General features: G+C 69.7%; 18 protein-coding genes. 11 read left to right on the top strand and 7 right to left on the bottom strand.

Annotated elements, in window-relative coordinates; translation table 11 throughout:
• Positions 1–129: 129 nt before the first annotated feature.
• The 3 genes from ACWGDB_RS29480 (at position 130) to moaA (ending at position 3,252) form a co-directional block, all read left to right on the top strand.
• Positions 130–486, top strand: a complete 357-nt coding sequence (locus ACWGDB_RS29480; protein ID WP_383597487.1) for a DUF485 domain-containing protein — start codon at positions 130–132, stop codon at positions 484–486.
• Entirely contained in the window at positions 483–2,102 is a 1,620-nt protein-coding gene (locus ACWGDB_RS29485) for a solute symporter family protein (RefSeq protein WP_453825214.1), read from the top strand. Before ACWGDB_RS29480 ends, ACWGDB_RS29485 begins: the two co-directional genes overlap by 4 nt.
• A gap of 160 nt (positions 2,103–2,262) precedes the next feature.
• Positions 2,263–3,252, top strand: a complete 990-nt coding sequence (gene moaA / locus ACWGDB_RS29490) for a GTP 3',8-cyclase MoaA (RefSeq protein WP_453825238.1) — start codon at positions 2,263–2,265, stop codon at positions 3,250–3,252.
• Here moaA and ACWGDB_RS29495 read toward each other — a convergent pair.
• Positions 3,235–3,462, bottom strand: a complete 228-nt coding sequence (locus ACWGDB_RS29495) for a hypothetical protein (RefSeq protein WP_328428660.1) — start codon at positions 3,460–3,462, stop codon at positions 3,235–3,237. The two genes, moaA and ACWGDB_RS29495, sit on opposite strands and share 18 nt — an antisense overlap.
• A 213-nt stretch (positions 3,463–3,675) precedes the next feature.
• Complete coding sequence (locus ACWGDB_RS29500; RefSeq protein ID WP_453825215.1) at positions 3,676–4,074, bottom strand: DUF3099 domain-containing protein; 399 nt, start codon at positions 4,072–4,074, stop codon at positions 3,676–3,678.
• Positions 4,075–4,319: 245 nt separating this feature from the next.
• On the opposite strand from ACWGDB_RS29500, the gene ACWGDB_RS29505 reads away from it, so the two are divergent.
• A complete protein-coding gene (locus tag ACWGDB_RS29505; protein WP_453825216.1) occupies positions 4,320–4,598 on the top strand; it encodes a GlsB/YeaQ/YmgE family stress response membrane protein in 279 nt (92 codons plus the stop codon).
• A gap of 67 nt (positions 4,599–4,665) precedes the next feature.
• Here the strand turns inward: ACWGDB_RS29505 and tyrS are convergent, their stop codons facing one another.
• The 3 genes from tyrS to ACWGDB_RS29520 are packed head-to-tail and all read right to left on the bottom strand — an operon-like array spanning position 4,666 to position 8,904.
• Positions 4,666–5,934: a tyrosine--tRNA ligase gene (tyrS, locus tag ACWGDB_RS29510; protein ID WP_453825217.1), complete on the bottom strand. Its 1,269-nt coding sequence runs from the start codon at positions 5,932–5,934 to the stop codon at positions 4,666–4,668.
• A gap of 55 nt (positions 5,935–5,989) precedes the next feature.
• Positions 5,990–7,384 carry a metallopeptidase TldD-related protein gene (locus ACWGDB_RS29515; protein ID WP_453825218.1) on the bottom strand — a complete coding sequence of 465 codons (1,395 nt, stop codon included), beginning with the start codon at positions 7,382–7,384 and terminating at the stop codon, positions 5,990–5,992.
• Positions 7,381–8,904, bottom strand: a complete 1,524-nt coding sequence (locus ACWGDB_RS29520; protein WP_453825219.1) for a TldD/PmbA family protein — start codon at positions 8,902–8,904, stop codon at positions 7,381–7,383. Before ACWGDB_RS29520 ends, ACWGDB_RS29515 begins: the two co-directional genes overlap by 4 nt.
• A 240-nt stretch (positions 8,905–9,144) precedes the next feature.
• On the opposite strand from ACWGDB_RS29520, the gene fabG reads away from it, so the two are divergent.
• The 3 genes from fabG (at position 9,145) to ACWGDB_RS29535 (ending at position 11,157) form a co-directional block, all read left to right on the top strand.
• Positions 9,145–9,849, top strand: coding sequence for a 3-oxoacyl-[acyl-carrier-protein] reductase (gene fabG / locus ACWGDB_RS29525; RefSeq protein WP_328428666.1), 705 nt, complete (start codon positions 9,145–9,147; stop codon positions 9,847–9,849).
• Positions 9,850–9,854: 5 nt separating this feature from the next.
• On the top strand, positions 9,855–10,631 hold the full coding sequence (fabI, locus tag ACWGDB_RS29530; RefSeq protein WP_328882553.1) for an enoyl-ACP reductase FabI: 777 nt from the start codon (positions 9,855–9,857) through the stop codon (positions 10,629–10,631).
• Between the two features lie 163 nt (positions 10,632–10,794).
• Positions 10,795–11,157 (top strand): hypothetical protein, encoded by a 363-nt coding sequence (locus ACWGDB_RS29535; protein WP_453825220.1) that lies wholly within the window; start codon positions 10,795–10,797, stop codon positions 11,155–11,157.
• Here the strand turns inward: ACWGDB_RS29535 and ACWGDB_RS29540 are convergent.
• Complete coding sequence (locus tag ACWGDB_RS29540; protein ID WP_453825221.1) at positions 11,135–11,827, bottom strand: FadR/GntR family transcriptional regulator; 693 nt, start codon at positions 11,825–11,827, stop codon at positions 11,135–11,137. The genes ACWGDB_RS29535 and ACWGDB_RS29540 overlap by 23 nt on opposite strands.
• 70 nt (positions 11,828–11,897) lie before the next feature.
• Between ACWGDB_RS29540 and ACWGDB_RS29545 the strand changes: the two genes are divergently transcribed.
• The 4 genes from ACWGDB_RS29545 to ACWGDB_RS29560 all read left to right on the top strand — a co-directional run bounded on the left by ACWGDB_RS29545 (position 11,898) and on the right by ACWGDB_RS29560 (position 14,348).
• Positions 11,898–13,196: a CynX/NimT family MFS transporter gene (locus tag ACWGDB_RS29545; protein WP_453825222.1), complete on the top strand. Its 1,299-nt coding sequence runs from the start codon at positions 11,898–11,900 to the stop codon at positions 13,194–13,196.
• A gap of 49 nt (positions 13,197–13,245) precedes the next feature.
• The gene (locus ACWGDB_RS29550) at positions 13,246–13,362 is read left to right on the top strand and encodes an SGM_5486 family transporter-associated protein (protein ID WP_363051485.1); all 117 of its coding nucleotides are present in this window, start codon (positions 13,246–13,248) and stop codon (positions 13,360–13,362) included.
• A 195-nt stretch (positions 13,363–13,557) separates the two neighbouring features.
• Entirely contained in the window at positions 13,558–13,764 is a 207-nt protein-coding gene (locus tag ACWGDB_RS29555) for a hypothetical protein (RefSeq protein ID WP_453825223.1), read from the top strand.
• Positions 13,765–13,829: 65 nt separating this feature from the next.
• On the top strand, positions 13,830–14,348 hold the full coding sequence (locus ACWGDB_RS29560; RefSeq protein WP_453825224.1) for a SixA phosphatase family protein: 519 nt from the start codon (positions 13,830–13,832) through the stop codon (positions 14,346–14,348).
• A gap of 74 nt (positions 14,349–14,422) precedes the next feature.
• On the opposite strand, the gene serB is transcribed toward ACWGDB_RS29560, so the two are convergent.
• Complete coding sequence (gene serB, locus ACWGDB_RS29565) at positions 14,423–15,634, bottom strand: phosphoserine phosphatase SerB (RefSeq protein ID WP_453825225.1); 1,212 nt, start codon at positions 15,632–15,634, stop codon at positions 14,423–14,425.
• Positions 15,635–15,662: the final 28 nt, after the last annotated feature.

Raw genomic sequence — 15,662 nt, forward strand, 5'->3', positions numbered from 1 at the left:
TGATCCGCGTCACTGCGAGGAACAGCCGTCATGCCCGTACCCGACCCGTCCCCCACTCCTGATCCGTCCCCGATCCCCGAACCGTCCCCGTCCACCGTCGCAACAGCGCCCGCAACGCGAGGAGACTCCGTGGCCACCGACGCACCGCCCCCCTCGAAAGAGCAACACAAACTCCCTTCCACCGAGGAGTTCGTCGAGGTGCACGAGAGCGCGGAGTTCGGTGAACTGCGCCGCTCCTACCGCTCCTTCGCCTTTCCGCTGACCGTCGCCTTCATCGCCTGGTACCTGCTGTACGTCCTGCTGTCCAACTACGCGGGCGACTTCATGGGCACCAAGCTGTTCGGCAACATCAACATCGCGTTCGTCTTCGGTATCGCCCAGTTCGTCACCACGTTCCTCATCGCCTGGTGGTACGCGCGGCACGCAAGCGCCAAGCTCGACCCCAAGGCCGAGGCCATCAAGACCCGTATGGAGGGCGGCGCATGAGCCCCGCGATGACCCTTGCGGCCAACGAGGCCAGCGAGCACCGGCCGCTGATCATCACCCTGTTCGCGCTCTTCGTGGTCGCGACCCTTTTCATCACCGTGTGGGCGGGCCGCCAGACCAAGGACGCCGCCGACTTCTATGCGGGCGGACGGTCGTTCAGCGCCTTCCAGAACGGCCTCGCCGTCTCCGGCGACTACATGTCCGCCGCGTCCTTCCTCGGCATCGCGGGCGCCATCGCCCTCTTCGGCTACGACGGTTTCCTGTACTCCATCGGCTTCCTGGTCGCCTGGCTGGTCGCGCTGCTCCTGGTGGCCGAACCGCTCAGGAACTCCGGCCGCTACACGATGGGTGACGTCCTCGCCTACCGCATGCGCCAGCGTCCGGTGCGCACGGCGGCCGGCACCTCCACGATCGTCGTGTCGATCTTCTACCTGCTGGCCCAGATGGCCGGTGCCGGTGTCCTGGTCTCGCTGCTGCTCGGCATCACCTCCGACGCGGGCAAGATCCTCATCGTCGGTCTCGTCGGCGTCCTGATGATCGTGTACGTCTCCATCGGCGGCATGAAGGGCACCACCTGGGTCCAGATGGTCAAGGCCGTGCTTCTGATCGGTGGCACGATCCTGATTACGTTCCTGGTGCTGCTGAAGTTCAACTTCAACATCTCGGACCTGCTGGGCAAGGCCGCCGAGAACAGCGGCAAGGGCGCCGCCTTCCTGGAGCCCGGCCTGCAGTACGGCGCCACCGGCACCTCCAAGCTGGACTTCATCTCCCTCGGCATCGCCCTGGTCCTCGGCACGGCCGGCCTGCCGCACATCCTGATCCGCTTCTACACGGTGCCCAACGCCAAGGCCGCCCGTAAGTCCGTGAACTGGGCCATCGGCATCATCGGCGGCTTCTACCTGATGACCATCGCCCTCGGCTTCGGCGCCGCCGCGCTCATCTCGCAGGACGAGATCATCGCGTCCAACCCATCAGGCAACACGGCCGCACCACTGCTCGCCCTGCATCTCGGCGGCGTGGACTCGGCCTGGGGCGCGATCCTGCTCGCCACCATCTCGGCGGTGGCCTTCGCGACCATCCTCGCGGTCGTCGCGGGCCTGACCCTGGCCTCGTCCTCGTCGTTCGCCCACGACATCTACGCGAACGTGATCAAGAAGGGCCAGGCCACCGAGAAGGAGGAGATCCGGGCCGCCCGCCTGGCCACCATCGGCATCGGCGCCGTCTCCATCCTGCTCGGCGCCCTCGCCCGCGACCTGAACGTCGCCGGCCTGGTCGCCCTGGCCTTCGCGGTCGCGGCCTCCGCCAACCTGCCGACGATCCTCTACAGCCTGTTCTGGAAGCGGTTCACCACCCAGGGCGCGCTGTGGTCGATCTACGGCGGTCTGATCGTCGCCGTCGGCCTGGTGCTGTTCTCGCCCGTCGTCTCCGGCGACCCCAAGGCGATGTTCCCCGAGGTCGACTTCGCCTGGTTCCCGCTGAAGAACCCGGGCATCATCTCCATCCCGTTCGGCTTCCTCATGGGCTGGCTCGGCACGGTCCTGTCCAAGGAGGAGCCCGACGCCGGCAAGTACGCGGAGCTGGAGGTCCGGTCCCTGACCGGCACCGGCGCCCACTAGCGAGCCCTCCGGGAGCGCCTTGCGAGCGGCCGCGTCGTAGATCCCTACGACGCGGCCGCGTCGTACGTCGTGGGATCGGGCCGGTGTCGCTGTCGGTGCGGTCACGTAGGCTCGCAGGTGAAGGAAGTTGAATCTGGTCGTGACGAGGGAGGGGGCCCACGTGCTCATCGACACCTACGGCCGAGTGGCCACCGACCTGAGGGTTTCGCTGACCGACCGCTGCAACCTGCGGTGCACCTACTGCATGCCCGAGGAGGGCCTGCAGTGGCTGGCCAAGCCCGACCTGCTCACGGACGACGAGATCGTCCGCCTGATCGACATCGCCGTCACCTCTCTCGGCATCGAGGAAGTCCGCTTCACCGGCGGCGAGCCCCTGCTGCGCCCCGGACTGGTCGGCATAGTCGAGCGGGTCGGGGCCCTGGAGCCCCGCCCACAGATGTCGCTGACCACCAACGGCATCGGCCTCAAGCGCACCGCCGCCGCCCTGAAGACCGCAGGCCTGGACCGGGTCAACGTCTCCCTGGACACCCTCCGCCCGGACGTCTTCAAGACCCTGACCCGCCGCGACCGCCACAAGGACGTCATCGAGGGCCTGCACGCCGCCCGCGAGGAGGGCCTGACCCCCGTCAAGGTCAACTCGGTCCTGATGCCGGGCCTGAACGGCGGCGAGGCCCCCGACCTGCTGGCCTGGGCGGTGGAGCACGACTACGAACTGCGCTTCATCGAGCAGATGCCCCTGGACGCCCAGCACGGCTGGAAGCGCGACGGCATGATCACCGCCGGGGACATCCTGACGTCCCTGCGCACCCGCTTCGAGCTGACCCCCGAGGGCGAGGCGAAGCGCGGCTCGGCCCCGGCGGAGCGCTGGCTCGTCGACGGCGGACCGCACGTGGTGGGCGTCATCGCCTCCGTCACCCGCCCGTTCTGCTCGGCCTGCGACCGCACCCGCCTGACGGCCGACGGTCAGGTCCGCACCTGCCTGTTCGCCAGGGAGGAGACGGACCTGCGAGCGGCGCTGCGCTCCGACGCCCCCGACGAGGAGATCGCCCGTATCTGGCGGCTGGCGATGTGGGGCAAGAAGGCGGGAGCGGGCCTGGACGACCCGTCGTTCGTGCAGCCGGACCGGCCGATGTCAGCCATCGGTGGCTGACGGGACCTCTTCCCACTCGGCGAGCAGGACCACGTCCTTCAAGAACCCCCGCACCCCGAGGAACTGCGACAGATGCTCGCGGTGCTCCTCACAGGCGAGCCACGTCTTGCGCCGCTCCGGCGTGTGAATCTTCGGGTTGTTCCACGCCAGCACCCACACGGCGTCGGCACGGCACCCCTTGGCGGAGCAGATCGGGGTCTCGTCACTCACAGATTCGTCTCACAGATTCGCGCACAAAAGGCGACGCCGAGCAGCCACGGGGGGAGCTGCCCGGCGTCGGTCTGTCGCTCCGACGGGGGATGCGGAGCGCCTACGAAGTATGTCACGGGTAACCCGTTGCCCGGCACCGGAACAACACTATTGATCTGAGCTTTTCCTGAGCTTGGCTTGGACTCGGCTTCCGGAGGGAAGGGGTCCGCAGGATCACGTCCCGTCGTGGGGTTTGCTCTGTGTCCCCGGCGCGGAGTCGCCCACGACATCTTCCGGGACCGATTCCGCGAAACCGTCATTCGTCCGCGGCGGCGTGATCATCGGCCGCATCGGCGCGGTCACGAAGGTGGACGGCAGACCTGGCGCATTCTCCCGCCCCGCGTTGGCGATCACCACCGCGATGTACGGCAGGACCGCGCCGAGCACCAACGCCACGATCGCGACGTGCCGTTCGACGTTCCACAGTGAGGCCGCGAGGATCACCGACACCGTGCGGACCGACATCGAGATGATGTACCGGCGCTGCCGGGCGCGTACATCGTCCTGGAGACCCGCCCGGGCCCCGGTGATCCGGAACACCTCGGTGTTGCCGCTCGTATGCAGCTTCCGCATCACATTCCACCATCCGCCCGCATCGGACTCTCCCCGTGCCCGTACCCGTCCACCCCCGGTGGGGGACCCGGGCCGGGACACCTCCCACGGTACGCCTCGCCTGCGCCGCCTACGAGACCGGGGCACCTGTCACCTGGAGGAACACCGACAGCCGTAACGCGTACGGCGGTACCCGGCATGCGGCGTACCAGGGCCGGACCAAGACTGGGCGTACTGCTCACCCCGAGCCGTACGAGGAGGCAGCAATGGGATGGTTGTGGGCCATCATCGTGGGATTCGTGCTGGGTCTGATCGCGAAGCTGCTGATCCCGGGCAAACAGCACAGCCCCCTCTGGCTGACCACCATCTTCGGCATCCTCGGCGCCGTCGTCGGCAACGCCGTCGCCCGTGGGTTCGGCGTCGAGTCGACCAGCGGGATCGACTGGTGGCGGCACCTGTTCCAGGTTGTCGCCGCGGTGATCATCGTGTACCTGGGCGACATGCTGTACGTGGCGACGCTGGGCAAGCGCAAGCAGCAGACCTGAGTGTGATCATGCCGATGGGGCGGCCTCCCCTTCCGGGAGGCCGCCCCATCGCTGTGCGTACGTCCGCTCAGACCCCGGTGACCTCGACCGCCGCCAGGTTCTTCTTCCCGCGCCGCAGCACCAGCCACCGCCCGTGCAGCAGGTCCTCCTTCGAAGGCACCGCGTCCTCGCCGGCGACCTTGACGTTGTTCACGTAGGCCCCGCCCTCCTTCACGGTGCGCCGCGCGGCGGACTTGCTGGCCACGAGGCCGACCTCGGCGAAGAGGTCGACGACCGGGCCGAGCTGCTCGACCTGGATGTGCGGCACCTCGGAGAGCGCCGCGGCCAGCGTCCGGTCGTCCAGCTCCGTCAGCTCGCCCTGGCCGAAGAGGGCCTTGGACGCGGCGATCACGGCGGCCGTCTGATCGGCGCCGTGCACCAGCGTCGTCAGTTCCTCGGCCAGCGCACGCTGCGCGGCACGGGCCTGCGGACGCTCCTCGGTCTGCTTCTCCAGCTCCTCCAGCTCCGCACGGGACTTGAAGGACAGGATCCGCATGTAGGTGGAGATGTCCCGGTCGTCCGCGTTCAGCCAGAACTGGTAGAACGCGTACGGCGTCGTCATCTCCGGGTCGAGCCAGATGGCGCCGCCCTCGGTCTTGCCGAACTTGGTGCCGTCCGCCTTGGTCATCAGCGGCGTCGCCAGAGCGTGCACATGGGCGTGCGGCTCCAGCCTGTGGATCAGGTCCAGACCGGCCGTGAGGTTGCCCCACTGGTCGCTGCCGCCCTGCTGAAGCGTGCAGTCGTGCCGCCGGTACAGCTCCAGGAAGTCCATGCCCTGGAGCAGCTGGTAGCTGAACTCCGTGTAGCTGATGCCCTCCTCGGACTGGAGCCGGCGGGCGACCGAGTCCTTGGTCAGCATCTTGTTGACGCGGAAGTGCTTGCCGATGTCCCGCAGGAACTCGATGGCCGACAGGCCGGCCGTCCAGTCCAGGTTGTTCACCATCGTCGCGGCGTTGTCGCCCTCGAAGGAGAGGAAGGGCTCGATCTGGGCGCGCAGGCGGTTCACCCAGTTCGCGACCGTCTCCGGGTCGTTCAGCGTGCGCTCGGCCGTCGGGCGCGGGTCGCCGATCTGGCCCGTCGCGCCGCCGACCAGCGCCAGCGGGCGCAGGCCCGCCTGCTGGAGGCGGCGCATGGTGAGCACCTGGACCAGGTGACCGACGTGCAGGCTGGCCGCGGTCGGGTCGAAACCGCAATAGAACGTGACGGGACCGTCCGCGAGCGCCTTGCGCAATGCGTCCTCGTCAGTGGACAGGGCGATCACGCCGCGCCACTTCAGCTCGTCGACGATGTCCGTCACGGTTCTCGTGTCTCCTTGATGATCTCGGGCAGTCGGGTGACAGCCGAGTACGAGGTTATACGCCCTGACTGACAGAGCTCATGTTGAAATCGGGGACGCGCAGCGCCGGCATCGCCGCCCTGGTGAACCAGTCGCCCCACTCCCTGGGCAGGGTCTTCTCCGTGCGCCCCGCCTCCGTCGCCCGCCCCAGCAGACCCACCGGCGACTCGTTGAACCGGAAGTTGTTCACCTCGCCCGTCACCTCGCCGTTCTCGACGAGGTACACCCCGTCCCGGGTCAGGCCGGTGAGCAGCAGCGTCGCCGGGTCGACCTCGCGGATGTACCACAGGCAGGTCAGCAGCAGCCCGCGTTCGGTGTTCGCGACCATCTCCTCGAGCGAGCGGTCCTCGCCGCCGTCCAGGATCAGGTTGTCGACGGCCGGCGCCACCGGCAGACCGGTCAGGCCCGCGCTGTGCCGGCTGGTCGTGAGGTGCTTCAGCTCGCCCGCGCGCACCCACTCGGTGGCGCCGAGCGGCAGCCCGTTGTCGAACACCGACTGATCGCCCCCGGAGGAGTGGGCGATCACGAAGGGCGCGGACTCCAGACCCGGCTCGTTCGGGTCGCTGCGCAGGGTCAGCGGCAGCTCGCTCAGCCTTTCGCCGACGCGCGTCTTCCCACCCGGCTTGGAGAACACCGTCCGGCCCTCGACCGCGTCCCGCCCCGAAGCCGACCAGAACTGGTAGATCAGCAGGTCGGCCACGGCGGTCGGCGGCAGCAGCGTCTCGTACCGGCCCGCCGGCAGTTCCAGGCGCCGCTCGGCCCAGCCGAGGCGTACGGCCAGCTCGGCGTCCAGCGCCGTGGGGTCCACGTCCTTGAAGTCCCGCGTGGAGCGCCCCGCCCACGCCGAGCGGGTACGGTCCGGGGACTTGGCGTTCAGCTCCAGCGTGCCGTTCGGCTGGTCGTGCCGCAGCCGCAGCCCGGTGGACGTGCCCACGTACGTCGACACCATCTCGTGGTTGGCGAAGCCGTACAGCTCCCGGCCGCCCGCACGCGCGCGTGCGAACGCCTCACCGAGCGCCGGGGCGAAGTCGGCGAACACCGTGGACGACGTCTCGGCCGGCACGTCCGCGAAGTCGGGCGACGCCGGTACCTCCGTCACCAGCGGCTGTGCGTCCTCGGCGGGCCCGGCGGCGCGCGCGGCGGCCTCGGCGGCCCGCACCAGCGACTCCAGCTCGTCCACCGTCACGGCCGACCGCGACACGACCCCGGAGGCGGTGCCCTCCTTGCCGTCCACGGTCGCGACGACGGTGAGCGTTCGCCCGCGCGTGACGCCGTTCGTGGTCAGCGCGTTGCCGGCCCAGCGCAGATTGGCGGTCGACTGCTCGTCGGCGATGACGACGCATCCGTCGGCCTGCGACAGCTCCAGGGCCCGCTCGACGATCTCGTGCGGCTTCTTGGTACGGGCGCTCATCGACCGGCCTCCTGCGTGGTGTTGAGAATGTTGACTCCCTTGAAGAGGGCCGACGGACAGCCGTGCGAGACCGCCGCGACCTGCCCCGGCTGCGCCTTGCCGCAGTTGAAGGCGCCGCCCAGGACATACGTCTGCGGACCGCCCACGGCGGCCATGGAGCCCCAGAAGTCCGTGGTCGTCGCCTGGTAGGCCACGTCCCGCAGCTGGCCGGTGATCCGCCCGTTCTCGATCCTGAAGAACCGCTGCCCGGTGAACTGGAAGTTGTAGCGCTGCATGTCGATCGACCAGGACCGGTCGCCGACCACGTAGATGCCCCGGTCGACGCCGCCGATCAGATCCTCCGTCGACATCCCGGCCGGATCCGGCTGCAGCGACACGTTGGCCATGCGCTGCACCGGCACATGGCCGGGGGAGTCGGCGAACGCGCACCCGTTGGACCGCTCGAACCCGGTCAGCTTCGCGATCCGCCGGTCCAGCTGGTAGCCGACGAGGGTGCCGCTCCTCACCAGTTCCCAGGACTGGCCCTCGACGCCCTCGTCGTCGTATCCGATGGTCGCGAGGCCGTGTTCGGCGGTGCGGTCACCGGTGACGTTCATCAGGTCGGAGCCGTACCGGAGCTTGCCGAGCTGGTCGAAGGTGGCGAAGGAGGTGCCGGCGTAGGCGGCCTCGTAGCCGAGGGCGCGGTCCAGTTCGGTGGCGTGGCCGATGGACTCGTGGATGGTCAGCCACAGGTTGGAGGGGTCGACGACGAGGTCGTACGGTCCCGGCTCTACGCTCGGCGCCCGCATCTTCTCGGCGAGCAGCTCGGGGATGCGCGCGAGCTCGTCGGCCCAGTCCCAGCCGGTGCCCGTCAGGTACTCCCAGCCGCGTCCCACGGGCGGCGCGATGGTGCGCATGGAGTCGAACTCGCCGGTCGACTCGTCCACCGACACGGCCGTCAGCTGCGGGTGCAGCCGGACCCGCTGCTGAGTGGTCACGGTCCCGGCGGTGTCCGCGTAGAACTTGTTCTCGTGGACCGTGAGCAGCGAGGCGTCGACGTGGTTGACCCCGTCCGCCGCCAGCAGCCGCGCGCTCCAGTCCGCGAGCAGCCCCGACTTCTCCTCGTCGGGCACGGTGAACGGATCGATCTCGTACGACGAGATCCACGTCCGGTCGGTGTGCACGGGCTCGGCGGCGAGCTCCACCCGCTCGTCCGACCCGGCGGCCTTGATCACCTGGGCGGACAGCTTCGCCATCGCCACGGCCTGCGAGGCGACCTTGGCGGCGGCGTCCAGCGTCAGGTCCACCCCGGACGCGAACCCCCAGGTGCCGCCGTGCACGACCCGCACCGCGTACCCGAGGTCGGTGGTGTCCGACGAACCGGCGAGCTTGGCGTCCCGCAGCCGCCAGGACGCGCTGCGCACCCGCTCGAACCGGAAGTCCGCGTGCTCGGCGCCCAGCGCACGCGCGCGGGCCAGCGCCGCGTCGGCCAGGGCGCGTAGCGGAAGCGCCGTGAAGGCTTCATCGATCGTATGGGGCACGGAGGTCTCCCTGCTGTCGTGGCCTGTCGGCACCGATCATGTCGCGCGGCCGGGCCCACGGACCACACGTTTCCGGCTGGAGTGCGCAACTTTCTGTAGGGACCCGACAGTGACACCCGTAAGCCACTGTCGGTGCCCGAATGTCCCCCGGCACGACCGGCCCGATAGGTTTTCGGAGAAGCCGCCTGCCATCCAGTGTTCGGGCGGGTGTGTTCAGACCCCAATCGAAAGGGTGATCCGTTGAGCCGCTCGGTTCTCGTCACCGGAGGCAACCGGGGCATCGGCCTCGCCATCGCCCGAGCTTTCGCCGACGCCGGCGACAAGGTCGCGATCACGTACCGCTCGGGAGAGCCGCCGGCCGGCTTCCTGGCCGTCAAGTGCGACATCACCGACACCGAGCAGGTGGAGCAGGCCTACAAGGAGATCGAGGCCGAGCACGGCCCGGTCGAGGTTCTGATCGCCAACGCCGGCATCACCAAGGACCAGCTCCTGATGCGCATGTCCGAGGAGGACTTCACCTCGGTCGTCGACACCAACCTCACCGGCACCTTCCGCGTGGTCAAGCGTGCCAACCGCGGCATGCTGCGCGCCAAGAAGGGCCGCGTGGTGCTCATCTCGTCGGTCGTCGGACTGTACGGCGGTCCCGGTCAGGCCAACTACGCCGCCTCCAAGGCCGGCCTGGTCGGCTTCGCGCGCTCCCTCGCCCGTGAGCTGGGCTCGCGCAACATCACCTTCAACGTCGTCGCGCCCGGCTTCGTCGACACCGACATGACCAAGGTGCTCACCGACGAGCAGCGCGCGAACATCGTGACGCAGGTCCCGCTCGGCCGGTACGCGCAGCCGGACGAGATCGCCGCCGCGGTGCGGTTCCTCGCGTCGGACGACGCCTCGTACATCACTGGAGCCGTCATTCCCGTTGACGGCGGACTGGGAATGGGTCACTGATCACCATGGCTGGAATCCTCGAGGGCAAGAAGATCCTCATCACCGGTGTGCTGATGGAATCCTCCATCGCCTTCCACACCGCGAAGCTGGCCCAGGAGCAGGGCGCGGAGATCATCCTCACCGCCTGGCCGCGTCCGACGCTCACGGAGCGCATCGCGAAGAAGCTCCCCCAGCCGGAGAAGGTCAAGGTCCTGGAGCTCGACGTCTCCAACGACGAGCACCTCGCCCGCCTGGAGAGCCAGGTGCGTGAGCACCTGGGCGACAAGCTCGACGGGGTCGTGCACTCCATCGGCTTCGCGCCCCAGGACGCGCTCGGCGGCAACTTCCTGAACACGCCGTTCGAGTCCGTGGCGACCGCCATGCATGTCTCCGCCTTCTCCCTGAAGTCGCTGACCATGGCGCTGCTGCCGCTGATGACCGAGGGCGGATCCGTCGTCGGCCTCACCTTCGACGCGCAGTTCGCCTGGCCGCAGTACGACTGGATGGGCCCGGCCAAGGCCGCCCTGGAGGCCACGAACCGCTACATGGCGCGTGACCTCGGCAAGCACGACATCCGCTGCAACCTGATCTCGGCCGGTCCGATCGGCTCCATGGCCGCGAAGTCCATCCCCGGCTTCGCCGAGCTGGCGTCCGTGTGGGACAGCCGCTCTCCGCTGGAGTGGAAGCTGGAGGACCCGGAGCCGGCCGGCAAGGGCGTCGTCGCCCTGCTGAGCGACTGGTTCCCGAAGACCACCGGCGAGATCGTCCACGTGGACGGCGGCCTGCACGCCATCGGCGCCTGATCTCCGGTACGCCGTCGACGCCCCGTTCTCCCGCCGTGCGCGGGGGAGCGGGGCGTCACCCGTTCGGCCCATCCGGCGAGGCGGGGGAGGCCTGTGACAGCGCAGTCTGGAGTACGCGTTCATCACGCGAGCCCCTCCCCCGTACGGCCGAGGAGGTCCCGTTGTGCGCTTGTCCCGCCGCCTGGCCTCGACGACCGTTGCCGTCGCTCTCGTAGTGCCTCTTTCGTACGAGGCGATGGCCCACGCGCACGCACGTGTGCACGCCGCGAGAGCGGAAGCGGAGCCCTGGGAGCCGTTCGGCGCCGCCTGCCGGGTGAGCGTCACCGGCTCCCATGTGACCGCGTACTGCCACAACCCCTACCCGGAGACCGACCGTGTGAGCCTGCACGTGGAGTGCGTCCGCTGGTGGGACATCGACAGCGACGGCTCCCCGGTGGACGCCGAGCCCGCGCAGACCGTGCGGCTGACCGGGCGCTGCTGGAAAGAGGTCGGCTCGGCGTGGGTCAGCCACCGGCAGGAGCGCTGAAGCGCCCCGGACGGCAGTGGAACGGATAGCCCGCCGCCTCTGACCCGGCCGCCGACGCGTCGCCCGCGTGGATCGCGTCGACCAGCCGCGCGTGGTCCAGGTACGACTCCGGCGTCAGCTCCGCGCCGACGTCGTCGCGCAGCCAGTCCCGCAGGACCTCGCCCAGGTCCGCGTACATCGCGATCATCGCGTCGTTGTGGGAGGCCGCGACCACCGCCAGGTGGAAGGTGGCGTCGGCCGCCACGAACGCCTCCGTGTCGCCCGACTCCCAGGCCTCCTCACGCCGCGCCAGCAGCGCGTCCAGCTGCTTGAGGTCCTTCTCGGTGCGCCGCTCGGCGGCCAGCTGCGCGGCGCCCGACTCCAGGGTTGAGCGCAGCTCGGCGATGTGCCGGGGGTCGGCGTCGGCGAAGCGGCGGTGCATCACGCCGGCCAGTTCGCTGGTGGCCACCACATAGGTGCCGGAGCCCTGGCGGATGTCCAGCAGGCCGTTGTGCGCGAGGGCGCGGACCGCCTCACGGACCGTGTTGCGGGCCACACCGAGCTGCTCGACCAGCTCGGGCTCGGTCGGGATGCGGGTGCCGACCGGCCATTCGCCCGAGGTGATCTGGTTCCGCAGCGCGGCGATGACCTGCTCGGACAGTGCCGAACGACGGGGGTTGCTCAGGGGCATGGCACACCTTCGCACGGTAGGGCCGGGGCCGGGTGGCCCAGGGGTGGACAACCAATCATCCCATGATTCTATGATGGGCCGCATGGCACGTGAGGAAAACCGGACGGCGACGTCCACGCGAATACGCACCCCGCAGGCACCCACCACGACGGAGCCCGCCACGCGCGCGTGGACCGGCACGTGGACGGTACGGCTGGTCGTGCTCGGCATCGTGCTGACCGCGCTGAACCTGCGCCCCGCCATCACCAGCCTCGGCGCCCTCCTCGAAGAGGTCCGCGACGGGCTCGGCATGAGCGGCAGCGTGGCCGGACTGCTCACCTCCGTGCCCCCGCTCTGCTTCGCAGTCTTCGGCGTCATGGCGCCCCGGCTCGCCCGCCGCTTCGGCCCCGGCGCGGTGGTGTGCGCGGGCATGGTCGCCATCACCGCCGGCCTGCTCCTGCGCCCGTACGTGGGCAGCACGGGCGGCTTCCTGGCCGCCAGCGCCCTCGCCCTCATGGGCATCGCCGTCAGCAACGTCCTGATGCCGGTCATCGTCAAGCGCTGGTTCCCGGACCGGGTCGGCTCCATGACCGGCCTGTACTCGATGGCCCTCGCCCTCGGCACCGCGTCCGCCGCGGCGGTGACGGTGCCCATGACCGAGGCGCTGGGCGGAAATTGGCAGACCGGGCTCACGGTGTGGGCGGCGCTCGCGGCGGTGGCCGTACTGCCGTGGATTCCCTTCGTACGGGACCGGGGGGCGGCGTCCGCCGCGCCGGAGAACCACGCGCGCGTGAGCGCACCCCAGCTGCGGATCACCCGGAGCCGCACCGCGTGGGCCCTCGCCGTCTACTTCGGGCTCCAGGCCACCGGCGCCTACATCACGATGGGCTGGATGGCGCAGATCTTCCGGGACGCCGGTGTACACGCCGGCACGGCGGGGCTGCTGCTCGCCCTCACGATGGTGATGGGCGTGCCGCTGGCCTTCGTCATCCCGCGTCTCGCCACCAGGTTGCCCCACCAGGGGCCGATCGTGCTCGCGCTGGGCGCCTGCGGCCTCGTCGGGTACGCCGGTCTGTATCTCGCGCCGGTCGCCGGAGCCTGGGTCTGGGCGCTGCTGCTCGGCGTCTCCAACTGTTCGTTCCCGCTTGCCCTCACCATGGTCGGCATGCGGGCCAGGAGCAGTGCGGGAGTGGCCCAGCTGTCGGGCTTCGCGCAGAGCACCGGCTATCTGATCTCGATCCCCGGCCCGCTCCTGGTCGGTGTGCTCTACCAGCACAGCGGTGGCTGGGGGCTCCCGATCGCGCTCATGGCCGGCCTGATGATCCCGCAGATGGCGGTGGGGGTCCTGGCGGGACGCAACCGCACGGTCGAGGACGAGGCGGCCCGCTGAGCGTCACCCCGGCGGACCCGCCCCGGCCCGCGGGTGCGAGACTTGCCGTATGCCAGTGCTCGACCCGAACCCCCGCAACGGCCAGAAGAAGCTGCTGCTCGTCTTCGGCACGTTCTTCGCCATCTTCGTGATCATCGCCGTCGTCGCGACGATCGCCTCGCCCTGACGCGCGCCTCGTCCCGGACGTCCCTCGACGCACCGCGGCCCGGCGATGGTGGGGATAGCACCACCATCCCCTAGGGGGTGAGTGTCAGGGTCAACTGGGTGGATCACCGGATGGGTTGAGAGTCGCGGAGTCCGTAACTTCGAAGTGTGACCGCGAGAGACGGTCACGGACCACTCGAAGACTCACGGAGGCGACATGTCGGCCCGCACGCACACCCCGCCCCACCCGGCGTCCACGGGCCGTGCCGACATCCGGCTCCCCTGGTGGGCCCTCGCCCTGCCGACGCTCGCCTTCATCACGCTGCTGATGCTGATTCTCGACCCGTCCGACGCGCATGCCGCGACCGCCGAGCCCGCGATCAGCCAGCTCCTCGAGCGCATCATGCAGCTGATCACGCGCTGAGCACCGCCGAAGCCGCCCGTCAACTCCCTGCGCCCCGTGGCCTGTTTCATGCGAAGCTGGATCTCATGAGCGTCGCAGAATCCCGCAGGATTGTCCTCTTCCGGCATGCGAAAGCCGACTGGCCACAGGTGAACGACCACGAGCGGCCGCTCGCCGACCGGGGCCGAATGGACGCGGCAGAGGCCGGCCGCAGGCTGGCCGACACCGACATCCCCTTCGACCTGGCCCTGTGCTCCACCGCGACCCGGACCCGGGAGACCTGGAAGCTCGCCGTCCATGAGTTCCCGCACCGGCCGAAAACCGTCTACGAAGAGCGGGTGTACGAGGCTTCGCCCGGCGAACTGATTGCTGTGCTCAACGAAACGCCCGACGACGCGCAGAACGTCCTGCTGATCGGCCACAACCCGGGCGTGCAGGGCCTCGCCGAGATCCTCTCCGGTTCGGCCGAGACCGATCCGCGCGACCGGATGAGCCGCCGGGGCTTCCCGACCGCCGCTTTCGCCGTCCTGTCCTTCAGCGGCAGCTGGAAGACCCTGGAGCCCGGCGTGGCCACGCTGGTCGACTACTGGGCACCCTCCGAGTGACCGACCCACGCGCAGGGGCCCGGCACCGTCGCGGTGCCGGGCCCCTGCGCATGTGAGGCATCGCGCGCGGGTCGTCAGACCTCGTCGTCGTGCATGTCCGCGGCCTCGACCTCTTCGCGGGTGACGCCCAGCAGATACAGGACCGTGTCGAGGAACGGCACGTTCACCGCCGTGTGCGCGGCCTCCCGGACCATCGGCTTGGCATTGAAGGCGACGCCCAGGCCGGCCGCGTTCAGCATGTCCAGGTCGTTGGCACCGTCACCGATCGCGACCGTCTGAGACAGCGGTACCCCCGCCTCGGCGGCGAACCGGCGCAGCAGCCGCGCCTTGCCGGCCCGGTCCACGATCTCGCCGGTGACCCGGCCCGTCAGCTGCCCGTCGACGATCTCCAGGGTGTTCGCCTGGGCGAAGTCGAGCCCGAGCCGCTCCTTCAGATCATCCGTGACCTGCGTGAACCCACCCGAGACGACCCCTACTTGATAGCCGAGCCGCTTCAGCGTACGGATCAGGGTGCGCGCGCCCGGCGTCAGCCGCACCTCGGTGCGCACCTTCTCCACCACTGAGGCGTCCAGCCCCTTCAGCAGCGCCACGCGCGCGTGCAGCGACTGCTCGAAGTCCAGCTCCCCGCGCATCGCGGCCGCCGTCACCTCGGCCACCTTGTCCTCGCAGCCGGCGTGCGCCGCGAAGAGCTCGATCACCTCGTCCTGGATGAGGGTCGAGTCCACATCCATGACGACCAGACGCTGCGCACGCCGGTGCAGACCCGCCGCGACGACCGCGATGTCGACACCCAGTGCCGCCGCGTGGGTCACCAGGGCGGTGCGCAGCGGCTCGGTCTCCACGCCGGACACCGCGAACTCCACCGCCGTCACGGGGTACTTGGCCAGCCGGAAGATACGGTCGATGTTGCCGCCCGACTTGGTGATCCGGGAGGCGATCGACGCCGCCGCCTCCGCGGTCAGCGGGTGGCCGAGCACCGTCACCAGGGAGCGCCCGAGGCCACGCGGCCGGTTGTCGCCCAGGCCGGAGATGATCTCCGCCTGCATCTTCAGCGAATCGGCCCAGCTGTGGACGGTCGCCCTCAGGTCCCCCTCCATCCCGGCCGGAGGCTGCGTCACGAGCGCGCACAGCGTGATCCGGCCACGGGTGACGACCTGCTCGATGTCGACCACGTCGACGGAGTAGGCGGCCAGCGTGTCGAAGAGTCCGGCCGTGATTCCCGGCCTGTCCTTCCCGAAGATCTTGACGAGAAGGGTGGGGATGTCAGAGGTCTGAGAAGCGCTCATGGTGCTTCCACCGTATCCGGCACCGAGT

It is taken from the genome of Streptomyces sp. NPDC055013, assembly GCF_053608645.1.

Excerpts from the sequence above, each read along its gene's own strand:
- ACWGDB_RS29485 (WP_453825214.1), top strand. The coding sequence starts at position 483 with ATGAGCCCCGCGATGACCCTTGCGGCCAACGAGGCCAGCGAGCACCGG.
- ACWGDB_RS29500 (WP_453825215.1), bottom strand. The coding sequence starts at position 4,074 with ATGCGGAAGCTGCATACGAGCGGCAACACCGAGGTGTTCCGGATCACC.
- ACWGDB_RS29505 (WP_453825216.1), top strand. The coding sequence starts at position 4,320 with ATGGGATGGTTGTGGGCCATCATCGTGGGATTCGTGCTGGGTCTGATC.
- ACWGDB_RS29515 (WP_453825218.1), bottom strand. The coding sequence starts at position 7,384 with ATGAGCGCCCGTACCAAGAAGCCGCACGAGATCGTCGAGCGGGCCCTG.
- fabI (WP_328882553.1), top strand. The coding sequence starts at position 9,855 with ATGGCTGGAATCCTCGAGGGCAAGAAGATCCTCATCACCGGTGTGCTG.
- ACWGDB_RS29540 (WP_453825221.1), bottom strand. The coding sequence starts at position 11,827 with ATGCCCCTGAGCAACCCCCGTCGTTCGGCACTGTCCGAGCAGGTCATC.
- ACWGDB_RS29545 (WP_453825222.1), top strand. The coding sequence starts at position 11,898 with ATGATGGGCCGCATGGCACGTGAGGAAAACCGGACGGCGACGTCCACG.
- ACWGDB_RS29550 (WP_363051485.1), top strand. The coding sequence starts at position 13,246 with ATGCCAGTGCTCGACCCGAACCCCCGCAACGGCCAGAAGAAGCTGCTG.
- ACWGDB_RS29555 (WP_453825223.1), top strand. The coding sequence starts at position 13,558 with ATGTCGGCCCGCACGCACACCCCGCCCCACCCGGCGTCCACGGGCCGT.
- ACWGDB_RS29560 (WP_453825224.1), top strand. The coding sequence starts at position 13,830 with ATGAGCGTCGCAGAATCCCGCAGGATTGTCCTCTTCCGGCATGCGAAA.
- serB (WP_453825225.1), bottom strand. The coding sequence starts at position 15,634 with ATGAGCGCTTCTCAGACCTCTGACATCCCCACCCTTCTCGTCAAGATC.